Origin of the sequence: Thioalkalivibrio thiocyanoxidans ARh2 (genome assembly GCF_000385215.1) — a bacterium.
Classification (GTDB): Bacteria; Pseudomonadota; Gammaproteobacteria; order Ectothiorhodospirales; family Ectothiorhodospiraceae; genus Thioalkalivibrio; species Thioalkalivibrio thiocyanoxidans.
In genome coordinates this window covers 32,116-55,630 of record NZ_ARQK01000046.1, presented here as the reverse complement: position 1 = coordinate 55,630, position 23,515 = coordinate 32,116, and the positions used below count along the sequence as shown (strand labels likewise).

The window sequence follows — 23,515 nt, the reverse complement described above, 5'->3', positions numbered from 1 at the left end:
CAGCGACCGGGCTGGGCATGCAGCGGTCAGCTCTGGATCTGCCAGCTCCCGTCCGGCTGGCGGCATGCCGTGCCGTAGACCTGTTCGCGCTGACCACCGATGGTCGCATCGATGGTGTACTCGCGGCAGGGTCCGGTCGCGGTGTCGAAGGTCCGGGTGGGGGTCACCGCATACTGGTGTCCGGTATCCGGATTGACCCATTGCGCTGGCACCCCCGTGCGTACGGTCTCCAGGGTCTGGGCGGTCTTCATGCGGTCGACGTCGTCCATCGAGCGGCCGACTGCGCCGCCGATCGCCGCGCCGGCCAGGGTGCCGGCGATGATCGCGGCGGTGCGGCCACGCCCCGCGCCGACCTCGGCGCCCAGCAGGCCTCCCAGGGCACCGCCGATCACCATGCCGGCCTGCTCCTGTCCCCCGTAGTGTGCGCAGCCGGAAAGGGCAAGCGCCCCGGCCGCAAGGATCGTGTAGGTCGTCTTGCGCAGCATGGCATCCCTCCGCGCGAAGCTGTCGGATATCGACCGGGCTCGACCAACAGCGCGCCGCTGGTGAGCTTGCCGGTCCGGGACCATCGGGTGCAGCGCCGACAGGGCAGCCTGCGGTCCCGGGTGGTTCTACCGAGTATAGGCACGAGTGGTGCGGCCTGCCCGCGAAGGCTTTCCGGGCCGGCACAGTGTCCCATGGCAGGGTGGGGGTTAGCGGCGACGTTCCAGACGCTGGAAGGTGAAGCCGCAGGCGTGGCGGTCGTCGGGTGCGTGGTGTTCGGACCAGACGCAGTCCCAGTCATCGGGGTTGATAGCCGGGAACCAGGTGTCCCCGGCATGGGGTTCGTGCACGCGGGTCAGGTGCAGCACCGAGGCCCGGGGCAGGGCCTCGGCGAACAGCCCGGCACCGCCGATCACGAAGGCGGGGCCCTCGGGGATGGAGGCCAGGGCGCTGTCCAGATCCGGATAGACCTCCACGCCGTCCGTCTGCCAGTCGGCCTGGCGCGTGAGCACCAGGTTGCGGCGTTTCGGCAGGGGGCGGCCGATGGACTCGAACGTGCGCCGTCCCATGATTATCGGGTGCCCGTCGGTCACGCGCTTGAAGTGCTGCAGGTCCTTCGGCAGGTGCCAGGGCAGATCGTTGTCGCGCCCGATCACATGGTCCGGGTCCAGCGCGACGATCAGGTGGATCTCGGGGGTCGCCATCAGATCGCCACTGGCGCCTTGATCGGCGGGTGTGACTGGTAGTCGCGTACCTCGATGTCATCGAAGGTGAAGGCGAACAGGTCCGTGACCTCGGGATTCAGGTGCAGGGTGGGCAGTGGCAGGGGCTCGCGGCCCAGCAGCTCGTCCACCTGCTGCTCGTGGTTGTGATAGAGGTGGGCGTCGCCGAAGGTGTGCACGAAGTCGCCCGGTTCCAGGCCGGCCACCTGCGCCAGCATGTGCGTGAACAGGGCATAGCTGGCGATGTTGAACGGCACGCCCAGGAAGACATCGGCACTGCGCTGGTAGAGCTGGCAGGACAGCCGGCCGTCGGCGACGTAGAACTGGAACAGGGTGTGGCAGGGGGCCAGCGCCATGCGCCCGGCGTTCGCGTTCTCCTGCGGCGAGACGGACTCGTCCGGCAGGTCGGCCACGTTCCAGGCGCTGATGATGTGGCGCCGCGAATAGGGCCGGTGCTTCAGGTTGCCCACCAGTTCGGCCAGCTGGTCGTGCCCGGCCCAGTTGCGCCACTGCGCCCCGTAGATCGGGCCCAGATCGCCATCCTCGGTCGCCCAGTCGTCCCAGATACGGACCTTGTGTTCCTTGAGATAGCCGATGTTGGTCTCGCCGCGGATGAACCACAGCAGTTCGTGGATCACCGAGCGCAGGTGGGTGCGCTTGGTGGTGACCAGCGGGAAGCCCGCGGCCAGGTCGAAGCGCATCTGGTAGCCGAACACCGAGCGTGTGCCGGTGCCGGTTCGGTCCGGGCGGTCGGTGCCGTGCTTGCGGATATGGCGGACGAGGTCGAGGTATTGCTGCATGTCAGGGTTTCTCGGCGTTCGGGCGGGCTTCCGGTACGGGGTTCCTGCGCGACCAGACGATCAGGCCGATCCCGAACAGGATGACTGGCAGGCTCAATACCTGGCCGAGCGTCAGCCAGTCGAAGGCGAGATAGCCGATATGCGCATCCGGCACGCGCACGAATTCGACCAGGAAGCGGAAGCCGCCGTAGAGCGTCAGGAACAGCCCGGAGATCAGGCCGGTACGGCGCGGATGACGCGACACGATCCACAGCACCACGAACAGCACCAGCCCCTCGAGGAACGCCTGGTAGAGCTGCGACGGGTGGCGCGGCACGTAGTCCGCAGCCGGGAAGATCATCGCCCAGGGCAGGTCGGTGGGCTTGCCCCACAGCTCGCCGTTGATCCAGTTGCCGATGCGCCCCGCGCCCAGGCCGATCGGCACCAGCGGGGCGACAAAGTCCGTCAGGCGGAAGAAGCCCACGCCCAGTCGGCGTGCATACAGCCAGGAGGTTACGAGCACCCCGACCAGCCCGCCGTGGAAGGCCATGCCGCCCTCCCAGACGCGGAACAGGCTGACCGGGTCGGCCAGCGTCGCATCCAGGTTGTAGAACAGGGCATAGCCCAGGCGGCCGCCGATGATTACGCCGATCGCGCCCCAGAACAGCAGATCGCCGACCTGAGCCGGTTGCAGGGGCGCCCAGCCCTGCGTGCGCGCACGCCAGGCCCCCAGTGCCCAGAAGGCCACGAAGCCGATCAGGTACATCAGCCCGTACCAGTACAGGGTCAGGGGCCCCAGCGACAGGGCTACCGGATCGATAAACGGGTGCGTGGGCATGGTCGCTTGCGGATGGAAAATCGGCTGCACATGCTACCCGGCCTAGCCCTGGCGTGCACCTGTACCCGTCGGGGCGAATCCGATTTCCAGGGAGGTCGTGCGATGAATCGACTGGCCGGGGCCAGCAGCCCGTATCTGCTACAGCATGCCGACAACCCGGTGGACTGGTATCCCTGGGGCGAGGAGGCGCTGCAGCGCGCCCGCCGCGAGGACAAGCCGATCCTGCTGTCGATCGGCTATTCTGCCTGTCACTGGTGTCACGTGATGGCGCATGAATCGTTCGAGGACCCGGCCACCGCCGAGGTGATGAACCGCCGCTTCATCAACATCAAGGTGGACCGCGAGGAACGCCCCGACCTCGACCGTATCTACCAGAACGCCCACATGCTGCTGTCCCAGCGCCCGGGCGGCTGGCCGCTGACGGTGTTCCTGACCCCGGACCAGGTGCCGTTCTTTGCCGGCACGTACTTCCCCAGCACCCCGCGCCACGGGCTTCCGTCTTTCGTCGACCTGATGAACCGGGTGGCCGATTTCCTGGCGGAGCACCCGGACGAGATCCAGCGCCAGAATGAATCCCTGCAGCAGGCGCTCTCCCGCATCTACCGGCCGGCGGGCGGGGCGATCCCGGCGATCGGTGTAATGGACAAGGCGCGGGCGGAACTCGCGCAGACCTTCGACGAGCAGTTCGGGGGCTTCGGCGATGCGCCCAAGTTCCCGCATCCGGCCACGCTCGAATGGCTGGCCTGGCATGCGGCGCGCCACAATGATGCCGAGGCCGACCGCATGCTCGAGCGGACGCTCGCGGCGATGGCCGCCGGCGGGATCTTCGACCAGGTCGGCGGTGGCTTCTGCCGCTACTCGGTGGATGCGCGCTGGATGATCCCGCACTTCGAAAAGATGCTCTACGACAACGGGCCGCTGCTGGGCCTGTATGCCGAGCGTGCGGCCGCCGGTGACGACCGTGCACGGCGCGTGGCCGAACAGACGGTCGCCTGGCTGGAGCGCGAGATGCGCGACCCCTCCGGCGCGTTCTACTCCAGTCTCGATGCCGATTCCGAAGGGGAGGAAGGCCGCTTCTACGTCTGGGATCCGGAGACGGTCGAGGGCCTGCTGGCGGAGGACGAATGGGCGGTCGCCAGCCGGGTCTGGGGGCTGAACGGCCCGGCCAACTTCGAGGGTCGCTGGCACCTGCACGAGCTGGTCCCGATCGCGACCGTAGCCGATGCCCTGGGCATTGACGAGTCCGAGGCGAACACGCGCCTGGGCCGCGCCCGCGAGCGCCTGCTGGCCGCGCGGGAGCAGCGCGTGCGGCCGCATCGCGACGACAAGATCCTGGGCGCCTGGAACGCGCTGATGATCACCGGGCTCGCCCGCGCCGCGCGTGCGCTAGAGCGGCCCGACTGGCTGGGACTGGCCCGCGCGGCGATGGATGCGGTTCGCGAACGGCTCTGGCGCGATGGCCGGCTGTTTGCCAGCTACCGCGAAGGGGCGACCGGCGAGCTGCCACGGGCCTATCTGGACGACCACGCCCTGCTGCTGGAGGCCACGCTGGCGCTGCTGGAAGCCGAGTGGGACAGCGACCTGGTGGGCTGGGCGACGACCCTGGCGGAGGCCCTGTTGGCCGACTTCGAGGATACCGAGCACGGCGGGTTCTTCTACACCGCGCGCGATCACGAGGCGCTGATCCAGCGGCCCAAGGTCTACGCCGACGACGCGATGGCCGCCGGTAACGGCATTGCCGCGCAGGCGTTGCAGAAACTCGGCTTGCTGCTGGCCGAGCCGCGCTACCTGGAAGCCGCCGAACGCACGCTGGCCAACGCCGGGCCGATGATCGAGCAGGCCCCGCTGGGCCACATGAGCCTGTTGATCGCGCTGGACATGCACCATCAGCCGCCGCCGTTGGTCGTACTGCGCGGCAAGGTGGACGAGCTGCCGGCCTGGGAGCAGCGCCTGCGGTCACAGAACCGCCCGGTGTGGGGCTTCGCCATCCCGGGCGATGCCGATGGGCTGCTGGCGGCCCTGGCGGAGAAGGCGCCGCCGGAGGCCGGCGTATGCGCCTATGTCTGCCGCGGCCTGCACTGCGAGGCGCCGGTAACGGCCCCGGATGCCCTGGCAAACGCACTGGATCAGGGTTGAAGACCTCGTTTGCGGCCACAGTTTGAAGTACCGTCGTATCCGTTTTCTGTTCACTGCAAAGGGAATGTTCGAATGAGCGAGAAGAAGCTGATGGATTTCGTCGCCGAGGCGCGCCAGCACGTCGAGGAGATCTCCCCCGAGGAACTCTCCGACAAGATGGAAGCCGGCGAGGACTGGCTGCTGGTGGATGTGCGCGAACCGTACGAATACGAAAAGATCCATGTGCCGAACTCGCTGCTGATCCCGCGCGGCCTGCTGGAAGGGGCGGCGGATCCGAACACCCCGCATCGCATCGATGCGCTGGTCAACGCCCGCGAGAAGCCGGTGGCCGTGATGTGCGCCACGGGCGGACGCGCCGCGATGTCGGTGCAGCGGCTGCGCGAGATGGGCTTTGGCCAGGTCGTGAACGTGGCCGGTGGCATCAAGGGCTGGGAGGCCGAGGACCTGCCGGTGGAGTCCGGCGCCTATACCGGTCAGCTGCCGTAAGGCACCCCTTGCGGCCGACCTGCATGGCCTGTTCGCTGGGGCGTGGCGGATGCCGGCCAGGGGTCTTGCGGATCGCCGGGACCAGGATCGATGTTTTCCGGGTGCAGCCACGCACTCGCCAGCCGGGGATTGCGATATGACGGGAAGCCTGCGCGCATCGGGTAGGCTGATGCGCATTCTCCTGCACCTGCTGAAGGGCGTCTGGCTGAGCTGGCGCATGTCGCGCCGGGGCGATGACTTCGAGACGCGCAGCCGCATCCGCCGCGACTGGTACGACCGCGCGCTGTGGCTGGCAGGGGTGCGTTTTCGGCTTGCCGGTACGCCGCCGGGGCGGGCCTCGCTGGTGGTGGCCAACCACGTGTCGTGGCTGGACATCCCGCTGATTGGCGCGGCCGTGGATCCGTGTTTTCTGTCCAAGGACGAGATTGCCCGCTGGCCGGTGATCGGCTGGCTGGCGCGCCAGCACGACACGCGTTTCATCCGCCGCGGCGCGGGCGAGGCAAACGCCCACATCGAGGCCATGCGCGAGGGCCTCGACGAGGGCCGGCACTTCGTGGTGTTCCCGGAAGGGACGACCAGCCGCGGGCAGGGCGTGCGCCGCTTCCACCCGCGCCTGTTTGCCGCGGTGGCCGAGAACGGCCATCCGGTGCAGCCGGTGGCACTGGACTACGAGCGCCCCGAGGGCGGTCCGGTTCCCGTCGCCTATTCCGACGACGACCGCCTGCTTGTGAATGCCTGGCGCCTGCTGTGCCGCCGCGAGACCCGCGTGCAGGTGCATTTCCTGGAGCCGATCGAAACCGCTGACGAGGATCGTCGCTCGCTGGCCGAGGCCTCGCGGTCCGCGATCGTCGACCGACTGGGGCTGCCGGCCGAGCCTCTGGATCCACCCGCCGCGAAACGACGAAGAAAGGCGCACTGACCACAACGGCCAGCACGCAACCCGGCTCTACCCACCGAACCAGGCAGCGCGATCCCGGAGGCAGTGAAGCGGTGATCCGGGAGGATGACTGGGTCGAGGGGTGTCAGCCGCGCGAGGAGAGGGCCTCGTCGTTGTAGGCCGCGTCGATGGTGACGATGGTCTTTTCCACCAGGCGGAAGCCCTCGACCGGGGCGTCGTCGGCCATGTACTTCAGGCGCAGCGGGCCGATGGCCTTGACCGCCTCGGCGCGCTCCAGGGTGGTGTCCGGGCCGTCGGCACCGGCACCGTCCATCAGCGTGGTCAGCACCTCGGCCGCGATTGGATTGCGGTGCTCGCCGCTGCGGGCCTTCTCCAGGGTGCTGGCGGAGTCGCCGTCCAGGAAGACCCCGTCCATGTTCTCGTCCAGGTACTGCAGTAGTTCGGAAAGCGTCATGTTGCGTCTCCCGCAGGTTTCGTTATCGGCTCGGGTGGTCCAGCGCTACGCTTGCTTGTAGCTCGCACGGGCGGCGGCCAGGGCCTGGCCCGGCTTCACCGCGCCCATGTCGGCCAGCACCGCCTCCAGTGCGGACAGGCACAGCGACACGTTGCGCTCGTTCGCGCCATGGCCCATCAGACCGATGCGCCAGACCTTGCCGGCATAGGGGCCGAGCCCGGCGCCGATCTCGAGGTTGTAGCGCTCTAGCAGCTCCGCGCGCACCGCGGCCTCGTCCACGCCTTCGGGGACGTGCACGGCGTTAAGTTGCGGCAGGCGGTGGGCCTCGTCGACCAGGAATTTCAGCCCCATCGCCTCGAGGCCCGCGCGCAGTGCCGTGTGGTGGCGGGCGTGGCGGGTCCAGCTGTTCTCCAGGCCTTCCTCGGCGAGGATGACCAGCGACTCGTGCAGCGCATACAGGGCGTTGATCGGCGCGGTGTGGTGGTAGGCGCGCTTGCCGCCGCCACCCCAGTAGCCCATCACCAGGTTCAGGTCGAGGAACCAGCTCTGCACCTTGTGGCTGCGCGCCTGGATGCGGTCCACCGCGCGCTGGCTGAAGCTGACCGGCGACAGGCCCGGGGTGCAGGACAGGCACTTCTGGCTGCCGGAGTAGATCGCATCCACACCCCAGTCGTCGACCTTCAGCGGGCTGCCGCCCAGGCTGGTGACGGCGTCCACGATGGTCAGGCAGTCGTGTTCGCGGGCCATCCGGCACAGGGTCTCGACATCGGAGCAGGCACCGGTGGAGGTCTCGGCATGCACGAAGGCCAGGACCTTCGCGTCCGGGTTGCCCTTCAGCGCGTCCGCGACCTTCTCCGGGGAGACCGGGGCGCCCCAGTCGTCCTCCACCACCACGGCGGTGCCGCCGCAGCGCTCGACGTTCTCCTTCATGCGCGTGCCGAACACGCCGTTGATGCAGACGATCACCTTGTCGCCCGGCTCCACCAGGTTGGCGAAGCAGGTCTCCATGCCGGCGGAACCGGGGGCGGAGACCGGCAGGGTCAGCGCGTTCTCGGTCTGGAAGGCGTACTGCAGCAGGCTTTTCATCTCCTCCATCATGCCGACGAACACCGGATCCAGGTGGCCGATGATCGGGCGGCTCATCGCGCTCAGCACGCGCGGGTTCACGTCGGAGGGGCCGGGGCCCATCAGGGTGCGCTGCGGGGGGAGAAAGGATTTTGCCTGCATGGATGCGTCTACCGGATTGGAAAAGGGGGAATCTAGATCGCCGCAGGAGCCCGGGCAAGCGCCCCTACGCACCGGCGGGAGTTGCCGGGCAATGGCGTTCGAGCAGCGTCAGCCAGTGCTCGACCGGGGTGTCGGTGCCGGATTGCAGATGCGTCTGGCAGCCGACGTTGGCGGTCACGATGCGCGCGGGCGCGGTGGCCTCCAGATTGTCCAGCTTGCGGGTACGCAGCCGGGCGGCCATCGCCGGCTGGGTGATCGAGTAGGTCCCCGCCGAGCCGCAGCACAGGTGAGGTTCCCCCGTGGGTGACAGTTCGAAACCGGCCGCCTGCAGCAACGGCTCCACACGCCCGGCCAGGCGCTGGCCATGTTGCAGGGTGCAGGGGGCGTGCCAGGCGATCGGGTCGTGGCCCTGCGGCGCGCGGATGCCCAGCTTCTCGATGGCAGCCGGTGTGAACAGCTCCACCGGATCGCGTACGCGCTCGGAGACGTCGCGTGCGCGTTCCGCGTAGTCGGGGTCGCCAGCCAGCAGGTGGCCGTAGTCGCGCAGCATCACGCCGCAGCCGCTGGCGGTGCTGACCACCGCGTCCACGCCCTGGTCGAGCACGCCTTTCCAGGCGCCGAGGTTGGCGCGTACCCGTTGCCGGGCCCGATCCTCGAAGGCCAAGTGGTGTTCGACTGCGCCGCAGCAACGCGTTTCACCGACTTCCACGACCTCGATACCAAGGCGACCAAGCAGGTTCTTCAGCGAGGCGTTGGTGCGCGCGTCGATTGCGTCATGCACGCAGCCAGCCAGCAGCAGGATGCGCCCGTGGGGAAAACCTTCCAGTACTTGCGAAGGGGCCGGTTGTGCCGCCTTCCTGGCGCCGTGCCGCTCGGGTACGCGGCGGCGCAGGGCCGCGGGCAGGGCAGGGCGGACCAGGCGCCCCAGCCCCAGGGCCATTCGGAACGGCCAGCGCGCGGGCAGCGCGCGGGACAGCAGGCCGCGCAGGGCCCGCTCGCGCCAGTTTCGGTCGAGGTCATGCTCGATCACCTCCCGGCCATAGGCGACCAGGTGGTTGTAATCCACCCCGGAGGGGCAGGTGGTCATGCAGTTGAGACAGGTCAGGCAGCGGTCCAGGTGGGTGCGCGCGGTCGGGTTGGCCTCGCCGGATTCGAGGATTTCCTTGATCTGGTAGATGCGGCCGCGCGGGCCGTCGACCTCGTCGCCCAGCTCCTGGTAAGTCGGACAGGTCGCGTTGCAGAAGCCGCAGTGCACGCAGGCGCGCAGCGCATCCTCCGCGATGCGCGCGGCCGGGTCGTTCGCAAAGCGTTCGTGCAGCCGTGTCTCCATGGCTCAGGTCGTGCGCGGCCGGCGGGAACGGGGGTTCGGCAGCAGGGGGGCGAAGAAGACACCGTCCGGGTCCAGGGCCTCGCGCAGGCGGCCTTCCAGGGCCTCCAGGGCCTCGCCCCGCGGGTGCAGGCGGGGCACGCCCGGGGCATCGCCGAGCCACAGGCGGGCGTGCCCCCCGGCCGCGGTCACGGCGCGACGCACGGTCTCCGGGTGTTCTGTCGTGCGCAGCCAGCGCTCCGCGCCGGCCCAGCTCATCAGCCACTCGCCGGACAGTGCGAGCGGTTCTGTCGCCGGCGGCAGGCTGATCCGCCACAGCCGGGCGTTGGTGGCCAGCTCGTCAACGAAAAAGGGCAGGCTGCGGTCACGCAGTGCGTCCCAGAATCCCCGGGCCGGGTCGCCGGGCTCGGCATCGATGCGCTGGATGGCCTCGTCAACCGCCTCCTCGCCGCCGCCGAGACGGATATGGGTGACGCCGTCGTGCCAGGCGATCCCCGAGAATGGCCACCCGGTGCGCCCCCAGGCGCTGCAGCGCGCGATGAACGACTCGGCATCATCCTCGCGTTGCAGGTAGCGCTCGCAGGCCGGTCGCGGCAGCAGCTTGAAACTGGTCTCCAGGATCAGCCCGAGTCCGCCCAGGCTGCCGCAGATCAGGCGGGAGACATCGAAGCCCGCGACGTTCTTCATCACCTGCCCGCCGAACTGCAGGATCTCGCCGCGCCCGTTCACGATCCGGGTGCCCAGCACGGCGTCGCGCAGCGCGGCCGCCCAGGGACGGCGTGGGCCCGAGAGCCCCAGCGCGACCATGCCACCGACGCTGGCCTCTGGTGCACCCAGCGCGGGTTCGAAGGGGAGCATCATGCCGACTTCGGCCAGGGCCTGGTCCAGCGTGACCACGGGGGTGCCGCTGCGCACTGTGACGACCAGCTCGCTGGGCTCCAGGGTCACGATGCCGCGGTGATTGCGGCACTCCAGCTCGAACACGCCGGAGGGAACGCCGGCCGGGAAGGCCTGAGCGTAATGCCGGCGCCCGCCGCGCACGGCGATCCGTGTGCCTGTGACACTGGCCTCGCGGACGGTCTCCGCGAGGGCGGGAGCATGGTCCCTGGCGTCTCTCACTGCGCGCGGGGCTTAGCCGGTTTCCAGCGCCAGACGCACCCGCTCGAGGCGCTGCCGGACATCACTGGCGAGGGCCTCGACGCCCGGTTTGTCCACCAGTCCCATGACCGCCACGGGGTCCATGAAGCCGACCGTGCAGGTGCCATCCTGGTTGTCCTGCACCAGCACGTTGCAGGGCAGCAGCAGGCCAATGTTGGGATCGGCCTCTATGGCCTGGCGCGCGAGGTGCGGGTTGCAGGCGCCGAGAATGCGGTAGGGCCGATGATCGAGATCCAGCTTCTTCTTGAAGGCGGCGGCCACGTCGATCTCGCTGAGGATGCCGAAGCCCTCCTCGCCCAGTGCCGCCGTCGTGCGCTCGATGGTCGTATCCATCGGGGCATTCACGAGCACGTTAAAGCCGTATTTGGGTTGTTCCATGGTGCAGGTTTCCTGTCGCGTGGATCGTCAGGCGCTGAGCGCGGGTGCCGTCGCAGTGGGCCCGGTGGGCGGCTCGCGCCGGCGCTGGTTCCAGGCCACCAGCAGTGCCGGCAGCAGGCCCGGGAGGTACCACCAGTAGGGGCTCGGCCGGTCCGTTTCCACGAGCACGCTGGTGATCGTCCAGCCACCCTCCAAGCCTACCCGGCCGGCCGGGCTGCCAAAAGCAACCGTCTGGATACGGGCCTTTTCCGTCTCCTCGTCGAAGGTTACGTCGAGCCCGGCATCGGACAGGCGTTCGCGCGGCTCCAGGTCCGGGTCGCCCAGAGGGAACATCACGGTGCGGGTGATCTCGCGGCCCTCCAGGTCGATGCCGATGGCCTCCACCCGCAGCGATTCGCGATCCGGGATGGTCTCCACGACCTCGAACAGCTGTTCTGCCGGCACGCGCTCGTAGGGCTCGGCCACCCGATCCATCAGTACGGTCGGGGCCAGCAGCACGAATGCGCTGACCAGCAGCAATGCCGACTCCCAGTGTCGGCTGCGGGCCAGGAACCAGCCCTGGGTGGCCGCGGTAAACAGCAGGATGCCCGCCAGCGAGCCGAAGAAGACGAGCAGCAGCTGGAACACGTTGTCCACGCCGATCAGCAGCAACTGGCTGTTGAAGATGAAGAAGAAGGGCAGCGCGATGGTGCGCAGGCTGTAGGCGAAGGCTTGTATCCCGGTGCGGATCGGGTCCGCCTTCGCGACGGCCGCGCCGGCGAACGAGGCCAGCCCCACGGGCGGCGTCACGTCCGCCATGATGCCGAAGTAGAACACGAACAGGTGTGCGGCGATCAGCGGGATCAGGATGTCGTTCTGCGCGCCCAGCTCCACGATGACCGGGGCCATCAGGGTTGCGACCACGATGTAGTTCGCGGTGGTCGGCAGACCCAGACCCAGTATCAGGCTGATCAGCGCGGTCAGCAGCAGCACCAGCAGCAGGTTGCCGCCGGAGAGGGTGTCGACCAGGTCGGTCAGCACCAGTCCGACCCCGGTCATCGCGACCGTGCCGACGATGATCCCGGCCGCGGCCGTTGCGACACCGATGCCGATCATGTTGCGCGCGCCGGTCTCGAAGCCCTGGAACAGCTCCCAGACGCCGACCCAGGTTGCCTGGGCGAGCCGGCCCTGGCCCCGGAACAGCGCGACCAGCGGCCGCTGGGTCAGCACGATGAAGATCATGAACGCCACGGCCCAGAAGGCCGAAAGCCCCGGCGACAGGCGTTCCACGACCAGGGCCCAGACCAGCACGACCAGCGGCAGCACGTAGTGCAGGCCGCCCAGCACCGTGGGCAGCACGCGCGGCAGGGGACGCTCGGTATCCAGCGGCTCCGCCTCCGGCTCGTGGGCGGCAATCCACAACAGCACCAGGTAGGCGGTAAACAGCAAACCGGCGATGATCCAGGCGGCGGCGTCGCCGGCCAGGTCCTTGATCCAGCCGAGCCCCCAGTACACCGCGGCGGCGAGGATGATCAGGCTGGAGACGGTAATCCCGAAGCTGATCAGGCGGCCGCGCCAGGTGGTGACAGTGGCGCGCCTGAGGCCCTCCATGCCGTTCTTGCAGGCCTCCAGGTGCACGATGTAGATCAGCGCGATATAGGCGATCAGGGCGGGCAGGATCGCGTGCTTGAGGACCTCGACGTAGGGGATGCCGACGTACTCGACCATCAGGAACGCGGCGGCACCCATTACCGGCGGCATCAGCTGGCCGTTCACGGAGCTGGCAACCTCCACGGCCCCCGCCTTGTGCGGGGCAAAGCCCACCCGCTTCATCAGGGGCACGGTGAAGGTCCCGGTCGTGACCACGTTGGCGATCGAGGAGCCCGAGACCACGCCCGTCATCCCGGAGGCCATCACCGCGGCCTTGGCCGGGCCACCGCGCATGTGCCCGAGCAGGGAGAATGCCACCCGGATGAAGTAGTCGCCCGCACCGGCTCGTTCCAGCAGTGCGCCGAACAGCACGAACAGGAATACGAAGCTGGTCGAGACCCCGAGCGCGATGCCGAAGACCCCCTCGTTGGACAGCCACTGCTGGGCCATTGCGCGCGGGTAGCTGGCTCCGCGATGGGCGATCAGGTCGGGCATGATCGGGCCCGCGAAGGTGTAGAAGAGGAAGATCGCGGCGATGATCGTCAGCGCCGGGCCCAGCACCCGGCGGGTGGCCTCCAGCAGCAGGATCAGGCCGAGCCCGGCAACGATCAGGTCGACGTCTGTTGGGGCGCCGGGACGATCGGCCAGTTCGGCGTGAAACAGGTACAGGTACAGCGAGCTGAAGGCCGCGATCGCCGCGAACATCCAGTCGGTCAGGGGCACATGGTGGATGGGGTCCCGGCCGCGCAGCAGCGGCAATGCAACCACCAGCAGGCCCAGTCCGATGACTACGTAGACCTCGGCCAGGCGCTCCAGGCCCAGCAGCTGCCAGACCCCGAGCGCCATCAGCAACAGCCCGCCCAGGGCATAGGTCACCCCGATAGCGCGCGGCCAGCTCGTGTGGCGCGTACCCGGGCGGATCGCGGGAAAGAGCAGGTAGGCCAGGAATATCGCAAACGCCAGATGGATTGAACGCGCTTCGGTATCCGAGACCACGAAGACGTCCAGCCAGTCGGCCAGGGGCGAGGCGATCCAGATCTGGAACAGCGACCAGGCGACTGCGGTCAGCCAGATGAGAGTGCGCGTGGGACGTCCCGGGTGGCGTGCGCCGAACTCCAGCTCTTGAGCGGTCTCGGCCGCGTTGTTTGGCGGTTCCGTGGTCTCCCCGGTTGTCCCCCTGGTCTCGCTCATTCGATCAGCCCCGCTTCACGGAAGTAGCGCTGGGCCCCCGGATGCAGCGGGGCCGACAATCCTTCGTCCACCATCGTCTCGCGCTCCAGAGGCCCGAACGCCGGGTGCAGACCGCGGAAGGTCTCGAAGTTCTCGAACACCGCACGGGTGATCTCGTAGACGGCGCGGTCCGAGGTGCGGGACGAGGTGACCAGCGTGGCGCCGACGCCGTAGGTGTGGATGTCGTCGTCCTGGTTCGGGTAGGTACCGGCCGGAATTACCGCGCGCAGGTAATAGGGCGTCTCCTTCACCAGCTGGTCGATCGTCGAGCCCTCGATCGAGACCAGCCGAGCGTCGCAGGTTGCAATGGGTTCCTGGATCGCGGCCGAGGGGTGGCCGACGGAGAACACAAAGGCGTCGATGCGGTTGTCGCACAGGGCCTGCGCCTGTTCGCGGGAAGGCAGCTCGCCGACCCGGCGGAAGCTGTCATGGTCCCAGCCCAGTGCTTCCATCAGTTCTTCCATCAGGATGCGCTGACCGGAACCGGGGTTGCCGATGTTGACGCGCTTGCCGGGCAGGTCGTCCAGCCCCTCGATGCCCGCATCGGGGCGTACCACCAGGGTAAGCGGTTCGGCGTGCAGGCTGAAGACCGCACGCAAATGGGTGGTGGGCCCGTATTCCTCGAAGCGCCCGGTACCGCGGTAGGCGTGGTGTTGAAGGTCAGACTGCGCAACGCCGAAGTCCATGTCGCCCGAGCGGATCATGTTGAGATTGAACACGGAGCCGCCGGTGCTCTCCGCCGTACAGCGCATCCCGTGCTCGTCGCGGCGCGTGTTGAACAGGCGACACAGGTGCTGGCCCGCCGGGTAGTACACGCCGGTCACCCCGCCGGTGCCAATATTGATGAATCGCGATTCGGCTTGCGCCGTGGTGGCCAGAAGCAGCGCAGCCAAGGCGAGAACTGCCCCTGGTCGGCGCAGCCACCGCCGGTCGGTCCTCAGCACACTGAATCGATGCATACGCCCTCCGGTACTATGCCGGCAATGAATTCGCGGCAATGACGAGGATTCTAGGGAAACCCGAGACGGGGTGCATGACGGCCGTCGTTCCAGCTCAGGGGCACGCCTGTTCGGCGTGCCCCTGAGGAGGCGCAAGGCGTCTCCCTGGCGTAAGGCGTCTCCCTAAAGTGCAGGACGGGGCCGCTGCCGCTTGCCCCGGCGCAGCATGAACGCCAGCAAGCCAAGTCCGGCACCCAGGAGCAGCATCGTCTGTGGTTCGGGCACGGTGCGGGTCTCGCTCGGCCGATAGTACACGCTGATATGCGAGATGTTGCGCGTGGCCGCACCCGGGAAACTGAATGGCGGTTTGGTGAAAGGAGAGGTGTATTCGCCACTCATGCCGGTCATCAAAAACCCGACGAGGTTGGTGCCGGTGCGATGCCTGAAGACGAACAGCAGGTCGCCATAATCCCACTCGGTATCGAGGGTCCACTGTCCTCGGTGGCGGTTGCCGTCAAAGCTGGCGAGGCTTGAACTGTTCATCCCGGGAGAGGTCCAGCGGCCATCGAACCCCCAGTCGCTGATCCCGAAGAATCCTGTGTTCCCCGCCGTATTGACCAGCCAGTGCGAGGGGTCCCCGGTGGTGGCGTCGGTGGCCGCGCCATCCAGTGGTGACAGGATCTGACAGCCGAGATTGCTGGTGACCGCGTCGCCGACGCTGCCGGGCAGGACATTGCAATCGAGAAGTGTGGCGTGGGTGGTCCCGGAAAGCGACAGACTCAGCATGAGCAGGATCCCGGCCAGGAACGTGGGCAAAGGCTTGGATGACATTCGGGCTTACCTCCATGGGACGAAAGTCCCTCCGTGGTTTCGCGGGAAACCTGGAGTACCAGCGCGGGCATGCGCATGCATCAGTGTTTCCCTAATGAATGCGGCCGTGGCCGACTTCGCCCGAAAGTGCCATCACTCATCGAAAGCGATATCCAGCATGTCCTGTGCCAGATTGGCTCGTTCGCAGTGATTGGCTTCGCAAAACAGCAGGTTGGCGCCCTGCGCGGGATATCGCTGACCACGGGGCGTGGTCGAGGTGTAAAGAAAGCCGACAGAGGCAGATGCGACCGGCCGTTGACCGTCGCCAGGAGGGGCTAAACGAAATGATGGCGCCACATGGGCGCCATCATGGATGGGGTGTGTTGGTTGGGTGTCGTCAGGTTGTCAGGGAGCCCTGCGAACGCCTGCGCGATTTCCGCTGCAGGGCGAGACCCAGCAGGCCCAGTCCCAGTCCCAGCAGGAGCAGGGTGTGGGGTTCCGGTATGTCCCCGTTGGGGCGGTAATAGATGCTCACGTGGGAGATGTCCCTGGGGCTTGCGCCCGGGAAGTCAAACGGCGGTTCGATAAACGGCGAGAGATAGCTGCCGCTGTAGCCGGTCATCAGGAACCCGGTCAGATTGGTGCTGCCGCCGTCCTTGAACAGGAACAACAGGTCGCCGTAGACAAAGCTCGGATCGAGCGTCCAGGTCCCGCCCTGGGCGTCGCCGTTCATCGTGACCAGGTTAAGGGTCGGATCGGCCGGGTCGAACTCCAGGGGCTGCGGTTCATCGTTTCCGTTATTCTCGTCATTTTCCTTCTTCGGATCCTCCCAGCGGCCGTCGAACTGCCAGTTGCTGATGCCGAAAAAACCCGTGCCACCGGCCGTGTTGACGATCCAGTTCGAGGGGTCGCCCCCCACGGGATCGTTCGCATGCCCGTCCAGCGGCGAGAGAATCTGACAGCCAATGTTGGTGGTGACGCGATCTTCAACGCCTCCGTCCAGGCTGGAGCACTCCAGCAGCGGGTCGATCGTGGAAGCCTGTGTGGCGCCGGACAGTCCCAGGCCCAGCAACAGGGCCGCACTCGCGAAATAGGGTGTGAAGCGTGTTGGTTTCATTCAATTTACCTTCCCTGGGTAGGGGCCCCCTGGGTGGCTTGCGCGGATCCGGCCCATCCGGATCCTTTTGCATCCAGGACTATGCAGAAACGATGCCACCCGGGCTGGTCTCGGGAACGCATCCGTAAAAACAGATGGATAGACCCCTTACTCCCGCTGCCGCACAGCACTGGACTGGGGGGTGGCGTAAAAATGTGCGACACCTTGCTTGCCCCCTGTTCGGGCGAGTGGTGCCCCGCACGCGTCGAGGGCCGCGGTCGGCGGGGATTCCCCGGCCGGGGCCGGGTGTAAAGAAATGGGACACGGGGTTGTATGCGCCGGACATCGTTGCGGTCCCGTCGAGCTTTCGGGAACGCGGGGATACGGTTTATCTGCATGAAAAACAGGCAATATTCGCGGTCCGGCGCCAAGCGCCATTGGACCCGGGGCGGGGCCGTGCCGTGGCGGCGGCCTGAAAAAATGCCCCGCATCCCCTATCATTACGCGTCTTTGTTTCCCCCTTCCCAGGCCTGCGCTGGCGAGTCGGCGCGCCGGGAGACCGAATCCACGAATGAATGAAACGGGAGATCCGAATGTTTTCGATCGACATGAGCATCCACGGCTACGACGACGAACTCTGGGGCGCGATCAGCAAGGAGGCGCAGCGCCAGGAAGAGCACATCGAGCTGATCGCCTCCGAGAACTACACCAGCCCGCGCGTGATGGAGGCCCAGGGCTCCGTCCTGACCAACAAGTACGCCGAGGGCTATCCGGGCAAGCGCTACTACGGTGGCTGCGAGTACGTGGATATCGTCGAACAGCTCGCGATCGACCGTCTCAAGGAGCTCTACGGCGCCGACTACGCGAACGTGCAGCCGCATTCCGGCTCGCAGGCCAACGCGGCGGTGTACATGGCCCTGCTGCAGCCGCATGACACCGTGCTCGGCATGAGCCTGGACGCCGGCGGTCACCTGACCCACGGCGCCAAGCCGAACTTCTCCGGCAAGATCTACAACGCGGTGCAGTACGGCATCACCGACGAGGGCCTGATCGACTACGACGAGGTCCAGCGCCTGGCCACCGAGCACCAGCCGAAGATGATCGTCGCCGGCTTCTCCGCCTACTCGCGCGTGGTCGACTGGAAGCGCTTCCGCGAGATCGCCGATTCCGTGGGCGCCTACCTGATGGTGGACATGGCCCACGTCTCCGGCCTGATCGCCGCCGGCGAATATCCGAACCCGATCGACCACGCCCACGTGGTCACCTCGACCACGCACAAGTCCCTGCGCGGGCCGCGTGGCGGCTTCATCATCACCAAGGGCCAGCCGGAGCTGAACAAGAAGTTCCAGTCGCTGATCTTCCCGGGGACTCAGGGTGGCCCGCTGATGCACGTGATCGCCGGCAAGGCGGTGGCGTTCAAGGAGGCCCTGGAGCCGGAATTCAAGACCTACCAGAAGCAGGTGATTGCCAACGCCCGCGCGATGGCCGAGGTCCTGGTCGAACGCGGCTACGACATCGTCTCCGGTGGCACCGACAACCACCTGTTCCTGCTGAGCCTGGTGTCCAAGGGCATGACCGGCAAGGCCGCGGATGCCGCCCTGGGCCGCGCCAACATCACGGTCAACAAGAACGCGGTGCCGAACGATCCGCAGTCCCCGTTCGTGACCTCCGGCATCCGCATCGGCACCGCCGCGCTGACCACCCGTGGCTTCACCGAGGCCGAGTCGCGCGAGCTGGCCGGTTGGATCGCCGACGTGCTGGACGACCACGAGAACGAGCAGGTGATCGACGCGACCCGCGACAAGGTCGTCGAGATCTGCCGCCGCTTCCCGGTCTACGGCGCGTCCGAATAACGCGGCGTAGCGGCGGCCTGCCATGCGCTGCCCGGCCTGTGGCGCCCACGATACCCGCGTGGTCGACTCGCGGGTGGCCGGCCCGGAGCAGGAGCAGATCCGGCGCCGGCGCGAGTGCCGCGAGTGCCGGGCGCGGTTCACCACCTTCGAGCGGGCGGAGTTCAGCCTGCCGCGGGTGGTCAAGCGCTCCGGCGAGCGCGTCGCCTTCGATGAGGACAAGCTGCGCAGTGGTCTGCGCCGGGCGCTGCACAAGCGCCCGGTGAAGACCGAAGATGTCGAGCGCGTGATCGACGACATCAAGCGTCAGCTCGCCTCCCTGGCGGCCCCCGAGGTGAAGTCCGATCGCATTGGCGAAATGGTCCTGGCGGCCTTGCATGCCCTGGACCACGTGGCCTATATCCGGTTTGCCTCCATCTATCTGAGCTTTGCCAGCGTGCAGTCCTTCCGCGAGGCCATCGAGCGGCTCGAGGATGACCTGACGCCGGAGATGCGCCGTTCACAGCTGCGCCTGATCGATGAGGGACTCGCCGACACGGATGCCGCCGCCCCGGGGGATTCGCAGGAGGGCAGCTGATGGCACAGCCGGGACACGAGCAGGCAGTGGAGGATCGACGCCACATGGCGCGGGCGCTGGAGCTGGCCGATCGCGGTCGCTTCAGCGCCGACCCCAACCCGCGTGTGGGCTGCGTGCTGGTACGTGATGGCGAGATCGTCGGAGAGGGGCTGCACTGGCGTGCCGGCGAGCCGCACGCCGAAGTGAACGCCCTGCGCGCGGCCGGCGAAGCCGCGCGCAGGGGTACCGTCTACGTGACGCTCGAGCCGTGCAGCCATGATGGCCGCACCCCTCCCTGTACCGAGGCGCTGATCCAGGCCGGTGTGGCCCGGGTCGTGATCGCGATGCAGGACCCGAATCCGCGGGTCTGTGGTGGCGGTATGAAGGCCCTGCGCGCGGCCGGGGTCGAGGTCGAAACCGGCGTGCTCGAGGCCGAGGCGCGGGCGCTGAACCCGGGCTTTGTCCAGCGTATGGAGCAGGGACGCCCGTGGGTCCGGATCAAGCTGGCCGCGAGCCTGGACGGGCGCACGGCGATGGCCTCGGGCGAGTCACGCTGGATTACCGGCGAGGCCGCGCGTCGCGATGTGCAGCTGTGGCGGGCGCGCGCCGGGGCGATCCTGACCGGCAGCGGTACCGTGGTGGCCGACGACCCGCGCCTGAACGTGCGCATGAAGCCGCACCAGCTGGCCGCCCAGGCTGGCTTTCCCGATGACCCGCACTACTCGGACCTGCCGGTTCGGCAGCCGCTGCGGGTGATCCTGGATGCCCGGCTGCGCACGCCCCCCGGCGCCCAGATCCTGCAGAGCGGCCCCGTGTGGATCCTGACCGGGCCGGACGCGGCCCGGTCGCCGGCGGCCGATACCTTGCGCGGGCATGGCGCGGACGTGCGTCCGATCGCGCTGGCCAGCGACTCGCCCGAGGGCGGGCTGGATCTCGGCGAGGTGCTGGCGGAGCTGGCGCGGGCCGAGGTCAACGAACTGCATGTGGAGTCCGGCCCGGGCCTCGCCGGGGCCCTGGCACGCGGGGGCTGGGTGGACGAGTGGCTGCTGTACCAGGCGCCGTTGCTGCTCGGCTCGAGTGCCCGCCCGCTGGTGGAGTGGCCGCTGGCGCGCATGGACGAGCGCGCGGAGCTGGAGATTCTCGAGAGCCGCTGGGTCGGCGACAGCCTGCGTCTGCGCGCCCGCCCGCGCGCTTGAGAGAAACACCCAGGCGCTGATCGCCCAGCCCCTTTGGGGCGCCAAACCCATACGCCCGCCGTCACGTGGTGCGAAGTCCTTCGCGTTTCCCTAAGATGGGCGGCTCGCGGCGCCCCCTCCCGGGGCGGCCTGTAACCGAAACAAGGCCCATGTTTACCGGAATCATCGAGACCCTCGGCAGCCTGGATCGCCTGATGCCCAGCGGCGGCGACGTGCGCCTGTACGTGAATGCCCCCAGGATGGACCTGTCAGACACGCGTCTGGGCGACTCCATCGCGGTCAATGGCGTATGCCTGACCGTGACCGACCTGACGGCCGCGGGCTTCGCCGCCGACGTCTCGCGCGAGTCCCTGAATGTGACCACGCTGGGCGGGCTGGGGCCCGGTGACCGGGTCAACCTGGAGCGGGCGCTGGCCCTGGGCGACCGCCTCGGTGGCCACATGGTCTCGGGCCATGTCGATGGCGTGGGCGAGGTGGTCGCGATGGAGCCGGACGCACGCTCCACCCGCGTGCGCTTTCGTGCCCCCGCCGCGCTGGCGCGCTACATCGCCGCGAAGGGCTCGATCACCATCGATGGCACCAGCCTGACCGTGAACCGGGTCGACGGGGCCGAGTTCGAGGTCAACATCATCCCCCACACCTGGTCGCTGACGCGCTTCTCCGTCTACGCCGTGGGTACGCCGGTAAACCTGGAGGTGGACCTGATCGCCCGCTACCTGGAACGCCTGATGCTGGGCGAGCGCGCGGCGGAGCCGGGCGTGGGCGCAGGCGATCTGTCCGAGGCCTGGCTGGCCGAACAGGGCTTTCCCAATCATTCCGGGCCGCGCGACTGAGCGCGCGGCCCCCGACCGAAGGCACGCATGGAATTCTCCAATACCGAAACCATCCTCCAGGAACTGAAGGCCGGGCGCATGGTGGTCATCGTCGACGACGAGGACCGCGAGAACGAGGGCGACCTCCTGATGCTCGCCTCGCATGTGCGCCCCGAGGACATCAACTTCATGGCCAAGTACGGCCGCGGACTGATCTGCCTGACGCTGACCCGCGAGCGCTGCAAGCAGCTCGCGCTGCCACTGATGGTGACCGACACCAACGACGTGCACGGCACCAACTTCACGCTGTCCATTGAGGCCGCCGAGGGCGTGACCACCGGCATCTCCGCCTACGACCGCGCGCACACCATCCGCACCGCCGTGGCGCCTAATGCGCAGCCGGGCGACATCGTCCAGCCGGGGCATGTCTTCCCGCTGATGGCGCAGCCGGGCGGGGTGATCGTGCGCGCCGGCCACACCGAGGCCGGTTGCGACCTCGCGCGCCTGGCCGGTGCCGAGCCGGCCGCGGTGATCGTCGAGATCCTCAACGAGGACGGGACCATGGCGCGGCGCCCGGACCTCGAGCGCTTCTGTGCCGAGCACGACCTGAAGATGGGGACGATCGAGGACCTGATCCGCTACCGCATCGAGAACGAAAAGACCGTGCAGCGTGTCTCGGAGCGCCCGTTCCCGACCGCGCACGGCGAATTCCGCCTGCTGTCATTCCAGGACGAGGTCGACCACGAGCTGCACTTTGCGCTGGTACGCGGCGAGCCGAAGCCGGAGCAGGACACCCTGGTGCGCGTGCATCTGGAGAACACCTTGCACGACACGCTGGGCTATGCCGGCCCCGATCGTGGCTGGCCGCTGGACGACGCCCTGCGCCGCATCGACGAGGCGGGGGAGGGGGTCGTGGTGGTGCTGCGCAAGCACGAGAGCGCCGAGGCCCTGGCGCAGCGCCTGGAGCAGATCGGGCAGCCGCCGCAGGAGGAGCGCGGCGGGCGCGAGAACTCGGCCGAGTGGCGCATGTACGGCATTGGCGCACAGATCCTGGCGGATTGTGGCGTGGGCCGCATGAAGCTGATGTCCGCGCCCAAGCGCTTCCACGGCCTGGGCGGTTTCGGGCTCGAGGTGGTCGACTACATTCACGAATAGGGCGGGGCACGAATAGCGCAGGGCCCTCTTCGTGCTGGTCCGCGCTATATCACCCCGTCCAGGCGCAGGTAGCCGATCAGGAACAGCACGGCGAGGACCCCGGCCAGCACGTACAGCCAGTTGGACAGCGTCGGGTTGTTCGGGCGACTGAAGAAGGCCGCCCACAGCGCCAGCAGGATCAGGACGAAAAAGAAGAACAGGAATCGCATGGCTCAGGCTCCTTCCGGTACCGCGTAGGGCAGGCCGACGACCTCCGCCCGCGGGCCATCCGGCGACCCCCAGCGCAGCTCACCCTCGGCGGCCGCCACCTGCACCACCGCCAGGGCCGAGTAGAGCCCGTCCGGGTGCAGCTCGGCGGCCACGATCTCGCCATCCGACTGCTCCGGCTTGCCCTCGGCGCGAAATACCGGCGAGCCCGGCTTTGGCGGTTCCGTGGCGTGGATCGCCAGGCGGAACATGCGCCGCTTCAGCTTGCCGAGGTAGTGCATGCGGGCCACCACCTCCTGTCCCGGGTAGCAGCCCTTCTCGAAGTTGATCGCCCCCAGTGCATGCAGATTCAGCATCTGCGGCACGAACATCTCGCTGGTCGCCTCCACCACGGTCGGCATCCCGGCGAGGATGTCGAGCAACGCCCACTCGCGCGGCCCGACCGGGCCCGAGCGCACGTTCAGCTTGTCCCAGGCGTTGCGCATCGGCTCGAACTCGCCGAACAGCTCGAAGCGCGGGTGTACCCCGGGCACGCGCACGATGGTCACACCGTCTTTCTCGACTACGTCATCCACGTTCGCGGGACAGGCGCCCAGTGCGTTGTTCAGCTCGGTTTCGGCGTCGGGGCCGGAGAGCCCGAAGTGGATGCGCGAGTCGTCGGCGCGCTCGATCACCACGTGGGCCCGCAGCACGAACATCCGCAGCCGCTTGGCGATGGCCTCGATGCGGTCGACTGGCATCTCCAGCAGGTAGCTGTCCGCGGTGCGCAGGACCCGGAACACCGCGTAGGCGCGTCCCTTGGGGCTGGAATAGCTGGAGAGCTGGCTGTGGCTGGCATCGACCTGGGTGATGTCGTTGCCGAACTGGCCCTGGAGGAAGTCGGTCGCGTCCTCGCCACGGACCTCCAGCAGGCCCCGGTGGGAGAGATCGCAGATCACCTCGCCATTGATGGCCATGCGGCGTTCGCGCTCGGGGTTGCCATAGTGCACGAGGTCGTCGTCCTCGAACTCGGCCCCGGCGTCGATCAGGTGATTCTTCCAGTCTTCGCGCATCGAAAACTCTCCCGTGGCAGCGCGCGTCGTGTGTCCGTTCGGCTGGTGGCCTCGGGGACCCACGGCGGCGGATTGAGGTGGTAAGCTCAACACAGGTC

23 protein-coding genes are annotated in these 23,515 nt (G+C 68.0%); 8 read left to right on the top strand and 15 right to left on the bottom strand.

The window, feature by feature from the left end; translation table 11 throughout:
• Nucleotides 1-26: 26 nt before the first annotated feature.
• The 4 genes from G372_RS0105765 to lgt all read right to left on the bottom strand — a co-directional run bounded on the left by G372_RS0105765 (nucleotide 27) and on the right by lgt (nucleotide 2,852).
• Nucleotides 27-485 (bottom strand): RT0821/Lpp0805 family surface protein, encoded by a 459-nt coding sequence (locus tag G372_RS0105765; RefSeq protein WP_018863668.1) that lies wholly within the window; start codon nucleotides 483-485, stop codon nucleotides 27-29.
• A 207-nt stretch (nucleotides 486-692) separates the two neighbouring features.
• A complete protein-coding gene (locus G372_RS0105760; RefSeq protein ID WP_019624663.1) occupies nucleotides 693-1,187 on the bottom strand; it encodes a dihydrofolate reductase in 495 nt (164 codons plus the stop codon).
• A complete protein-coding gene (locus G372_RS0105755) occupies nucleotides 1,187-2,005 on the bottom strand; it encodes a thymidylate synthase (protein WP_018863670.1) in 819 nt (272 codons plus the stop codon). The genes G372_RS0105760 and G372_RS0105755 overlap by 1 nt, the downstream gene beginning before the upstream one ends.
• 1 nt (nucleotide 2,006) lies before the next feature.
• Entirely contained in the window at nucleotides 2,007-2,852 is an 846-nt protein-coding gene (gene lgt, locus G372_RS0105750; protein ID WP_019624662.1) for a prolipoprotein diacylglyceryl transferase, read from the bottom strand.
• A gap of 72 nt (nucleotides 2,853-2,924) precedes the next feature.
• Between lgt and G372_RS0105745 the strand changes: the two genes are divergently transcribed.
• The 3 genes from G372_RS0105745 (at nucleotide 2,925) to G372_RS0105735 (ending at nucleotide 6,363) form a co-directional block, all read left to right on the top strand.
• Complete coding sequence (locus tag G372_RS0105745; RefSeq protein WP_018863672.1) at nucleotides 2,925-4,958, top strand: thioredoxin domain-containing protein; 2,034 nt, start codon at nucleotides 2,925-2,927, stop codon at nucleotides 4,956-4,958.
• Nucleotides 4,959-5,030: 72 nt separating this feature from the next.
• A complete protein-coding gene (locus G372_RS0105740) occupies nucleotides 5,031-5,444 on the top strand; it encodes a rhodanese-like domain-containing protein (RefSeq protein ID WP_018863673.1) in 414 nt (137 codons plus the stop codon).
• A gap of 169 nt (nucleotides 5,445-5,613) precedes the next feature.
• Nucleotides 5,614-6,363, top strand: coding sequence for a lysophospholipid acyltransferase family protein (locus G372_RS0105735; RefSeq protein ID WP_018863674.1), 750 nt, complete (start codon nucleotides 5,614-5,616; stop codon nucleotides 6,361-6,363).
• Between the two features lie 103 nt (nucleotides 6,364-6,466).
• Here the strand turns inward: G372_RS0105735 and G372_RS0105730 are convergent, their stop codons facing one another.
• The 9 genes from G372_RS0105730 to G372_RS0105690 form a co-directional block, all read right to left on the bottom strand.
• A complete protein-coding gene (locus G372_RS0105730; RefSeq protein WP_018863675.1) occupies nucleotides 6,467-6,796 on the bottom strand; it encodes a hypothetical protein in 330 nt (109 codons plus the stop codon).
• Between the two features lie 45 nt (nucleotides 6,797-6,841).
• A complete protein-coding gene (locus tag G372_RS0105725) occupies nucleotides 6,842-8,023 on the bottom strand; it encodes a pyridoxal-phosphate-dependent aminotransferase family protein (protein WP_196800082.1) in 1,182 nt (393 codons plus the stop codon).
• A gap of 64 nt (nucleotides 8,024-8,087) precedes the next feature.
• Complete coding sequence (glcF, locus tag G372_RS0105720; protein ID WP_019624660.1) at nucleotides 8,088-9,353, bottom strand: glycolate oxidase subunit GlcF; 1,266 nt, start codon at nucleotides 9,351-9,353, stop codon at nucleotides 8,088-8,090.
• A 3-nt stretch (nucleotides 9,354-9,356) separates the two neighbouring features.
• The gene (glcE, locus tag G372_RS0105715) at nucleotides 9,357-10,469 is read right to left on the bottom strand and encodes a glycolate oxidase subunit GlcE (RefSeq protein WP_026340433.1); all 1,113 of its coding nucleotides are present in this window, start codon (nucleotides 10,467-10,469) and stop codon (nucleotides 9,357-9,359) included.
• 12 nt (nucleotides 10,470-10,481) lie between these two features.
• Nucleotides 10,482-10,886: a DUF302 domain-containing protein gene (locus tag G372_RS0105710; RefSeq protein WP_018863679.1), complete on the bottom strand. Its 405-nt coding sequence runs from the start codon at nucleotides 10,884-10,886 to the stop codon at nucleotides 10,482-10,484.
• 27 nt (nucleotides 10,887-10,913) lie between these two features.
• A complete protein-coding gene (locus tag G372_RS0105705) occupies nucleotides 10,914-13,706 on the bottom strand; it encodes a TRAP transporter permease (protein WP_018863680.1) in 2,793 nt (930 codons plus the stop codon).
• Nucleotides 13,703-14,704: a TAXI family TRAP transporter solute-binding subunit gene (locus G372_RS0105700; RefSeq protein WP_026340432.1), complete on the bottom strand. Its 1,002-nt coding sequence runs from the start codon at nucleotides 14,702-14,704 to the stop codon at nucleotides 13,703-13,705. Before G372_RS0105700 ends, G372_RS0105705 begins: the two co-directional genes overlap by 4 nt.
• A 162-nt stretch (nucleotides 14,705-14,866) precedes the next feature.
• Complete coding sequence (locus G372_RS0105695; protein WP_019624657.1) at nucleotides 14,867-15,499, bottom strand: PEP-CTERM sorting domain-containing protein; 633 nt, start codon at nucleotides 15,497-15,499, stop codon at nucleotides 14,867-14,869.
• Nucleotides 15,500-15,890: 391 nt separating this feature from the next.
• Nucleotides 15,891-16,610, bottom strand: a complete 720-nt coding sequence (locus G372_RS0105690) for a PEP-CTERM sorting domain-containing protein (RefSeq protein WP_018863683.1) — start codon at nucleotides 16,608-16,610, stop codon at nucleotides 15,891-15,893.
• 572 nt (nucleotides 16,611-17,182) lie between these two features.
• Here G372_RS0105690 and glyA point away from each other — a divergent pair.
• The 5 genes from glyA to ribBA all read left to right on the top strand — a co-directional run bounded on the left by glyA (nucleotide 17,183) and on the right by ribBA (nucleotide 22,158).
• A complete protein-coding gene (gene glyA / locus G372_RS0105685; RefSeq protein ID WP_018863684.1) occupies nucleotides 17,183-18,442 on the top strand; it encodes a serine hydroxymethyltransferase in 1,260 nt (419 codons plus the stop codon).
• Between the two features lie 22 nt (nucleotides 18,443-18,464).
• A complete protein-coding gene (gene nrdR, locus G372_RS0105680) occupies nucleotides 18,465-19,016 on the top strand; it encodes a transcriptional regulator NrdR (RefSeq protein WP_019624656.1) in 552 nt (183 codons plus the stop codon).
• Complete coding sequence (gene ribD / locus G372_RS0105675) at nucleotides 19,016-20,191, top strand: bifunctional diaminohydroxyphosphoribosylaminopyrimidine deaminase/5-amino-6-(5-phosphoribosylamino)uracil reductase RibD (RefSeq protein WP_019624655.1); 1,176 nt, start codon at nucleotides 19,016-19,018, stop codon at nucleotides 20,189-20,191. The genes nrdR and ribD overlap by 1 nt, the downstream gene beginning before the upstream one ends.
• 149 nt (nucleotides 20,192-20,340) lie before the next feature.
• Entirely contained in the window at nucleotides 20,341-21,024 is a 684-nt protein-coding gene (locus G372_RS0105670) for a riboflavin synthase (protein ID WP_019624654.1), read from the top strand.
• A 27-nt stretch (nucleotides 21,025-21,051) separates the two neighbouring features.
• Nucleotides 21,052-22,158 carry a bifunctional 3,4-dihydroxy-2-butanone-4-phosphate synthase/GTP cyclohydrolase II gene (ribBA, locus tag G372_RS0105665; RefSeq protein ID WP_019624653.1) on the top strand — a complete coding sequence of 369 codons (1,107 nt, stop codon included), beginning with the start codon at nucleotides 21,052-21,054 and terminating at the stop codon, nucleotides 22,156-22,158.
• Between the two features lie 44 nt (nucleotides 22,159-22,202).
• Here ribBA and G372_RS14325 read toward each other — a convergent pair whose 3' ends face one another.
• Together G372_RS14325 and ygfZ are read right to left on the bottom strand one after the other, a co-directional pair.
• Complete coding sequence (locus G372_RS14325; protein WP_012983248.1) at nucleotides 22,203-22,367, bottom strand: hypothetical protein; 165 nt, start codon at nucleotides 22,365-22,367, stop codon at nucleotides 22,203-22,205.
• Between the two features lie 3 nt (nucleotides 22,368-22,370).
• Entirely contained in the window at nucleotides 22,371-23,417 is a 1,047-nt protein-coding gene (gene ygfZ / locus G372_RS0105655; RefSeq protein WP_019624652.1) for a CAF17-like 4Fe-4S cluster assembly/insertion protein YgfZ, read from the bottom strand.
• Between the last annotated feature and the right edge of the window lie 98 nt (nucleotides 23,418-23,515).

Coding starts and splice junctions, on each gene's coding strand:
- G372_RS0105765 (WP_018863668.1), bottom strand. CDS start 485: ATGCTGCGCAAGACGACCTACACGATCCTTGCGGCCGGGGCGCTTGCC.
- G372_RS0105760 (WP_019624663.1), bottom strand. CDS start 1,187: ATGGCGACCCCCGAGATCCACCTGATCGTCGCGCTGGACCCGGACCAT.
- G372_RS0105755 (WP_018863670.1), bottom strand. CDS start 2,005: ATGCAGCAATACCTCGACCTCGTCCGCCATATCCGCAAGCACGGCACC.
- G372_RS0105745 (WP_018863672.1), top strand. CDS start 2,925: ATGAATCGACTGGCCGGGGCCAGCAGCCCGTATCTGCTACAGCATGCC.
- G372_RS0105740 (WP_018863673.1), top strand. CDS start 5,031: ATGAGCGAGAAGAAGCTGATGGATTTCGTCGCCGAGGCGCGCCAGCAC.
- G372_RS0105735 (WP_018863674.1), top strand. CDS start 5,614: ATGCGCATTCTCCTGCACCTGCTGAAGGGCGTCTGGCTGAGCTGGCGC.
- G372_RS0105730 (WP_018863675.1), bottom strand. CDS start 6,796: ATGACGCTTTCCGAACTACTGCAGTACCTGGACGAGAACATGGACGGG.
- G372_RS0105725 (WP_196800082.1), bottom strand. CDS start 8,023: ATGCAGGCAAAATCCTTTCTCCCCCCGCAGCGCACCCTGATGGGCCCC.
- glcF (WP_019624660.1), bottom strand. CDS start 9,353: ATGGAGACACGGCTGCACGAACGCTTTGCGAACGACCCGGCCGCGCGC.
- G372_RS0105710 (WP_018863679.1), bottom strand. CDS start 10,886: ATGGAACAACCCAAATACGGCTTTAACGTGCTCGTGAATGCCCCGATG.
- G372_RS0105705 (WP_018863680.1), bottom strand. CDS start 13,706: ATGAGCGAGACCAGGGGGACAACCGGGGAGACCACGGAACCGCCAAAC.
- G372_RS0105700 (WP_026340432.1), bottom strand. CDS start 14,704: ATGCATCGATTCAGTGTGCTGAGGACCGACCGGCGGTGGCTGCGCCGA.
- G372_RS0105690 (WP_018863683.1), bottom strand. CDS start 16,610: ATGAAACCAACACGCTTCACACCCTATTTCGCGAGTGCGGCCCTGTTG.
- glyA (WP_018863684.1), top strand. CDS start 17,183: ATGTTTTCGATCGACATGAGCATCCACGGCTACGACGACGAACTCTGG.
- nrdR (WP_019624656.1), top strand. CDS start 18,465: ATGCGCTGCCCGGCCTGTGGCGCCCACGATACCCGCGTGGTCGACTCG.
- ribD (WP_019624655.1), top strand. CDS start 19,016: ATGGCACAGCCGGGACACGAGCAGGCAGTGGAGGATCGACGCCACATG.
- G372_RS0105670 (WP_019624654.1), top strand. CDS start 20,341: ATGTTTACCGGAATCATCGAGACCCTCGGCAGCCTGGATCGCCTGATG.
- ribBA (WP_019624653.1), top strand. CDS start 21,052: ATGGAATTCTCCAATACCGAAACCATCCTCCAGGAACTGAAGGCCGGG.
- G372_RS14325 (WP_012983248.1), bottom strand. CDS start 22,367: ATGCGATTCCTGTTCTTCTTTTTCGTCCTGATCCTGCTGGCGCTGTGG.
- ygfZ (WP_019624652.1), bottom strand. CDS start 23,417: ATGCGCGAAGACTGGAAGAATCACCTGATCGACGCCGGGGCCGAGTTC.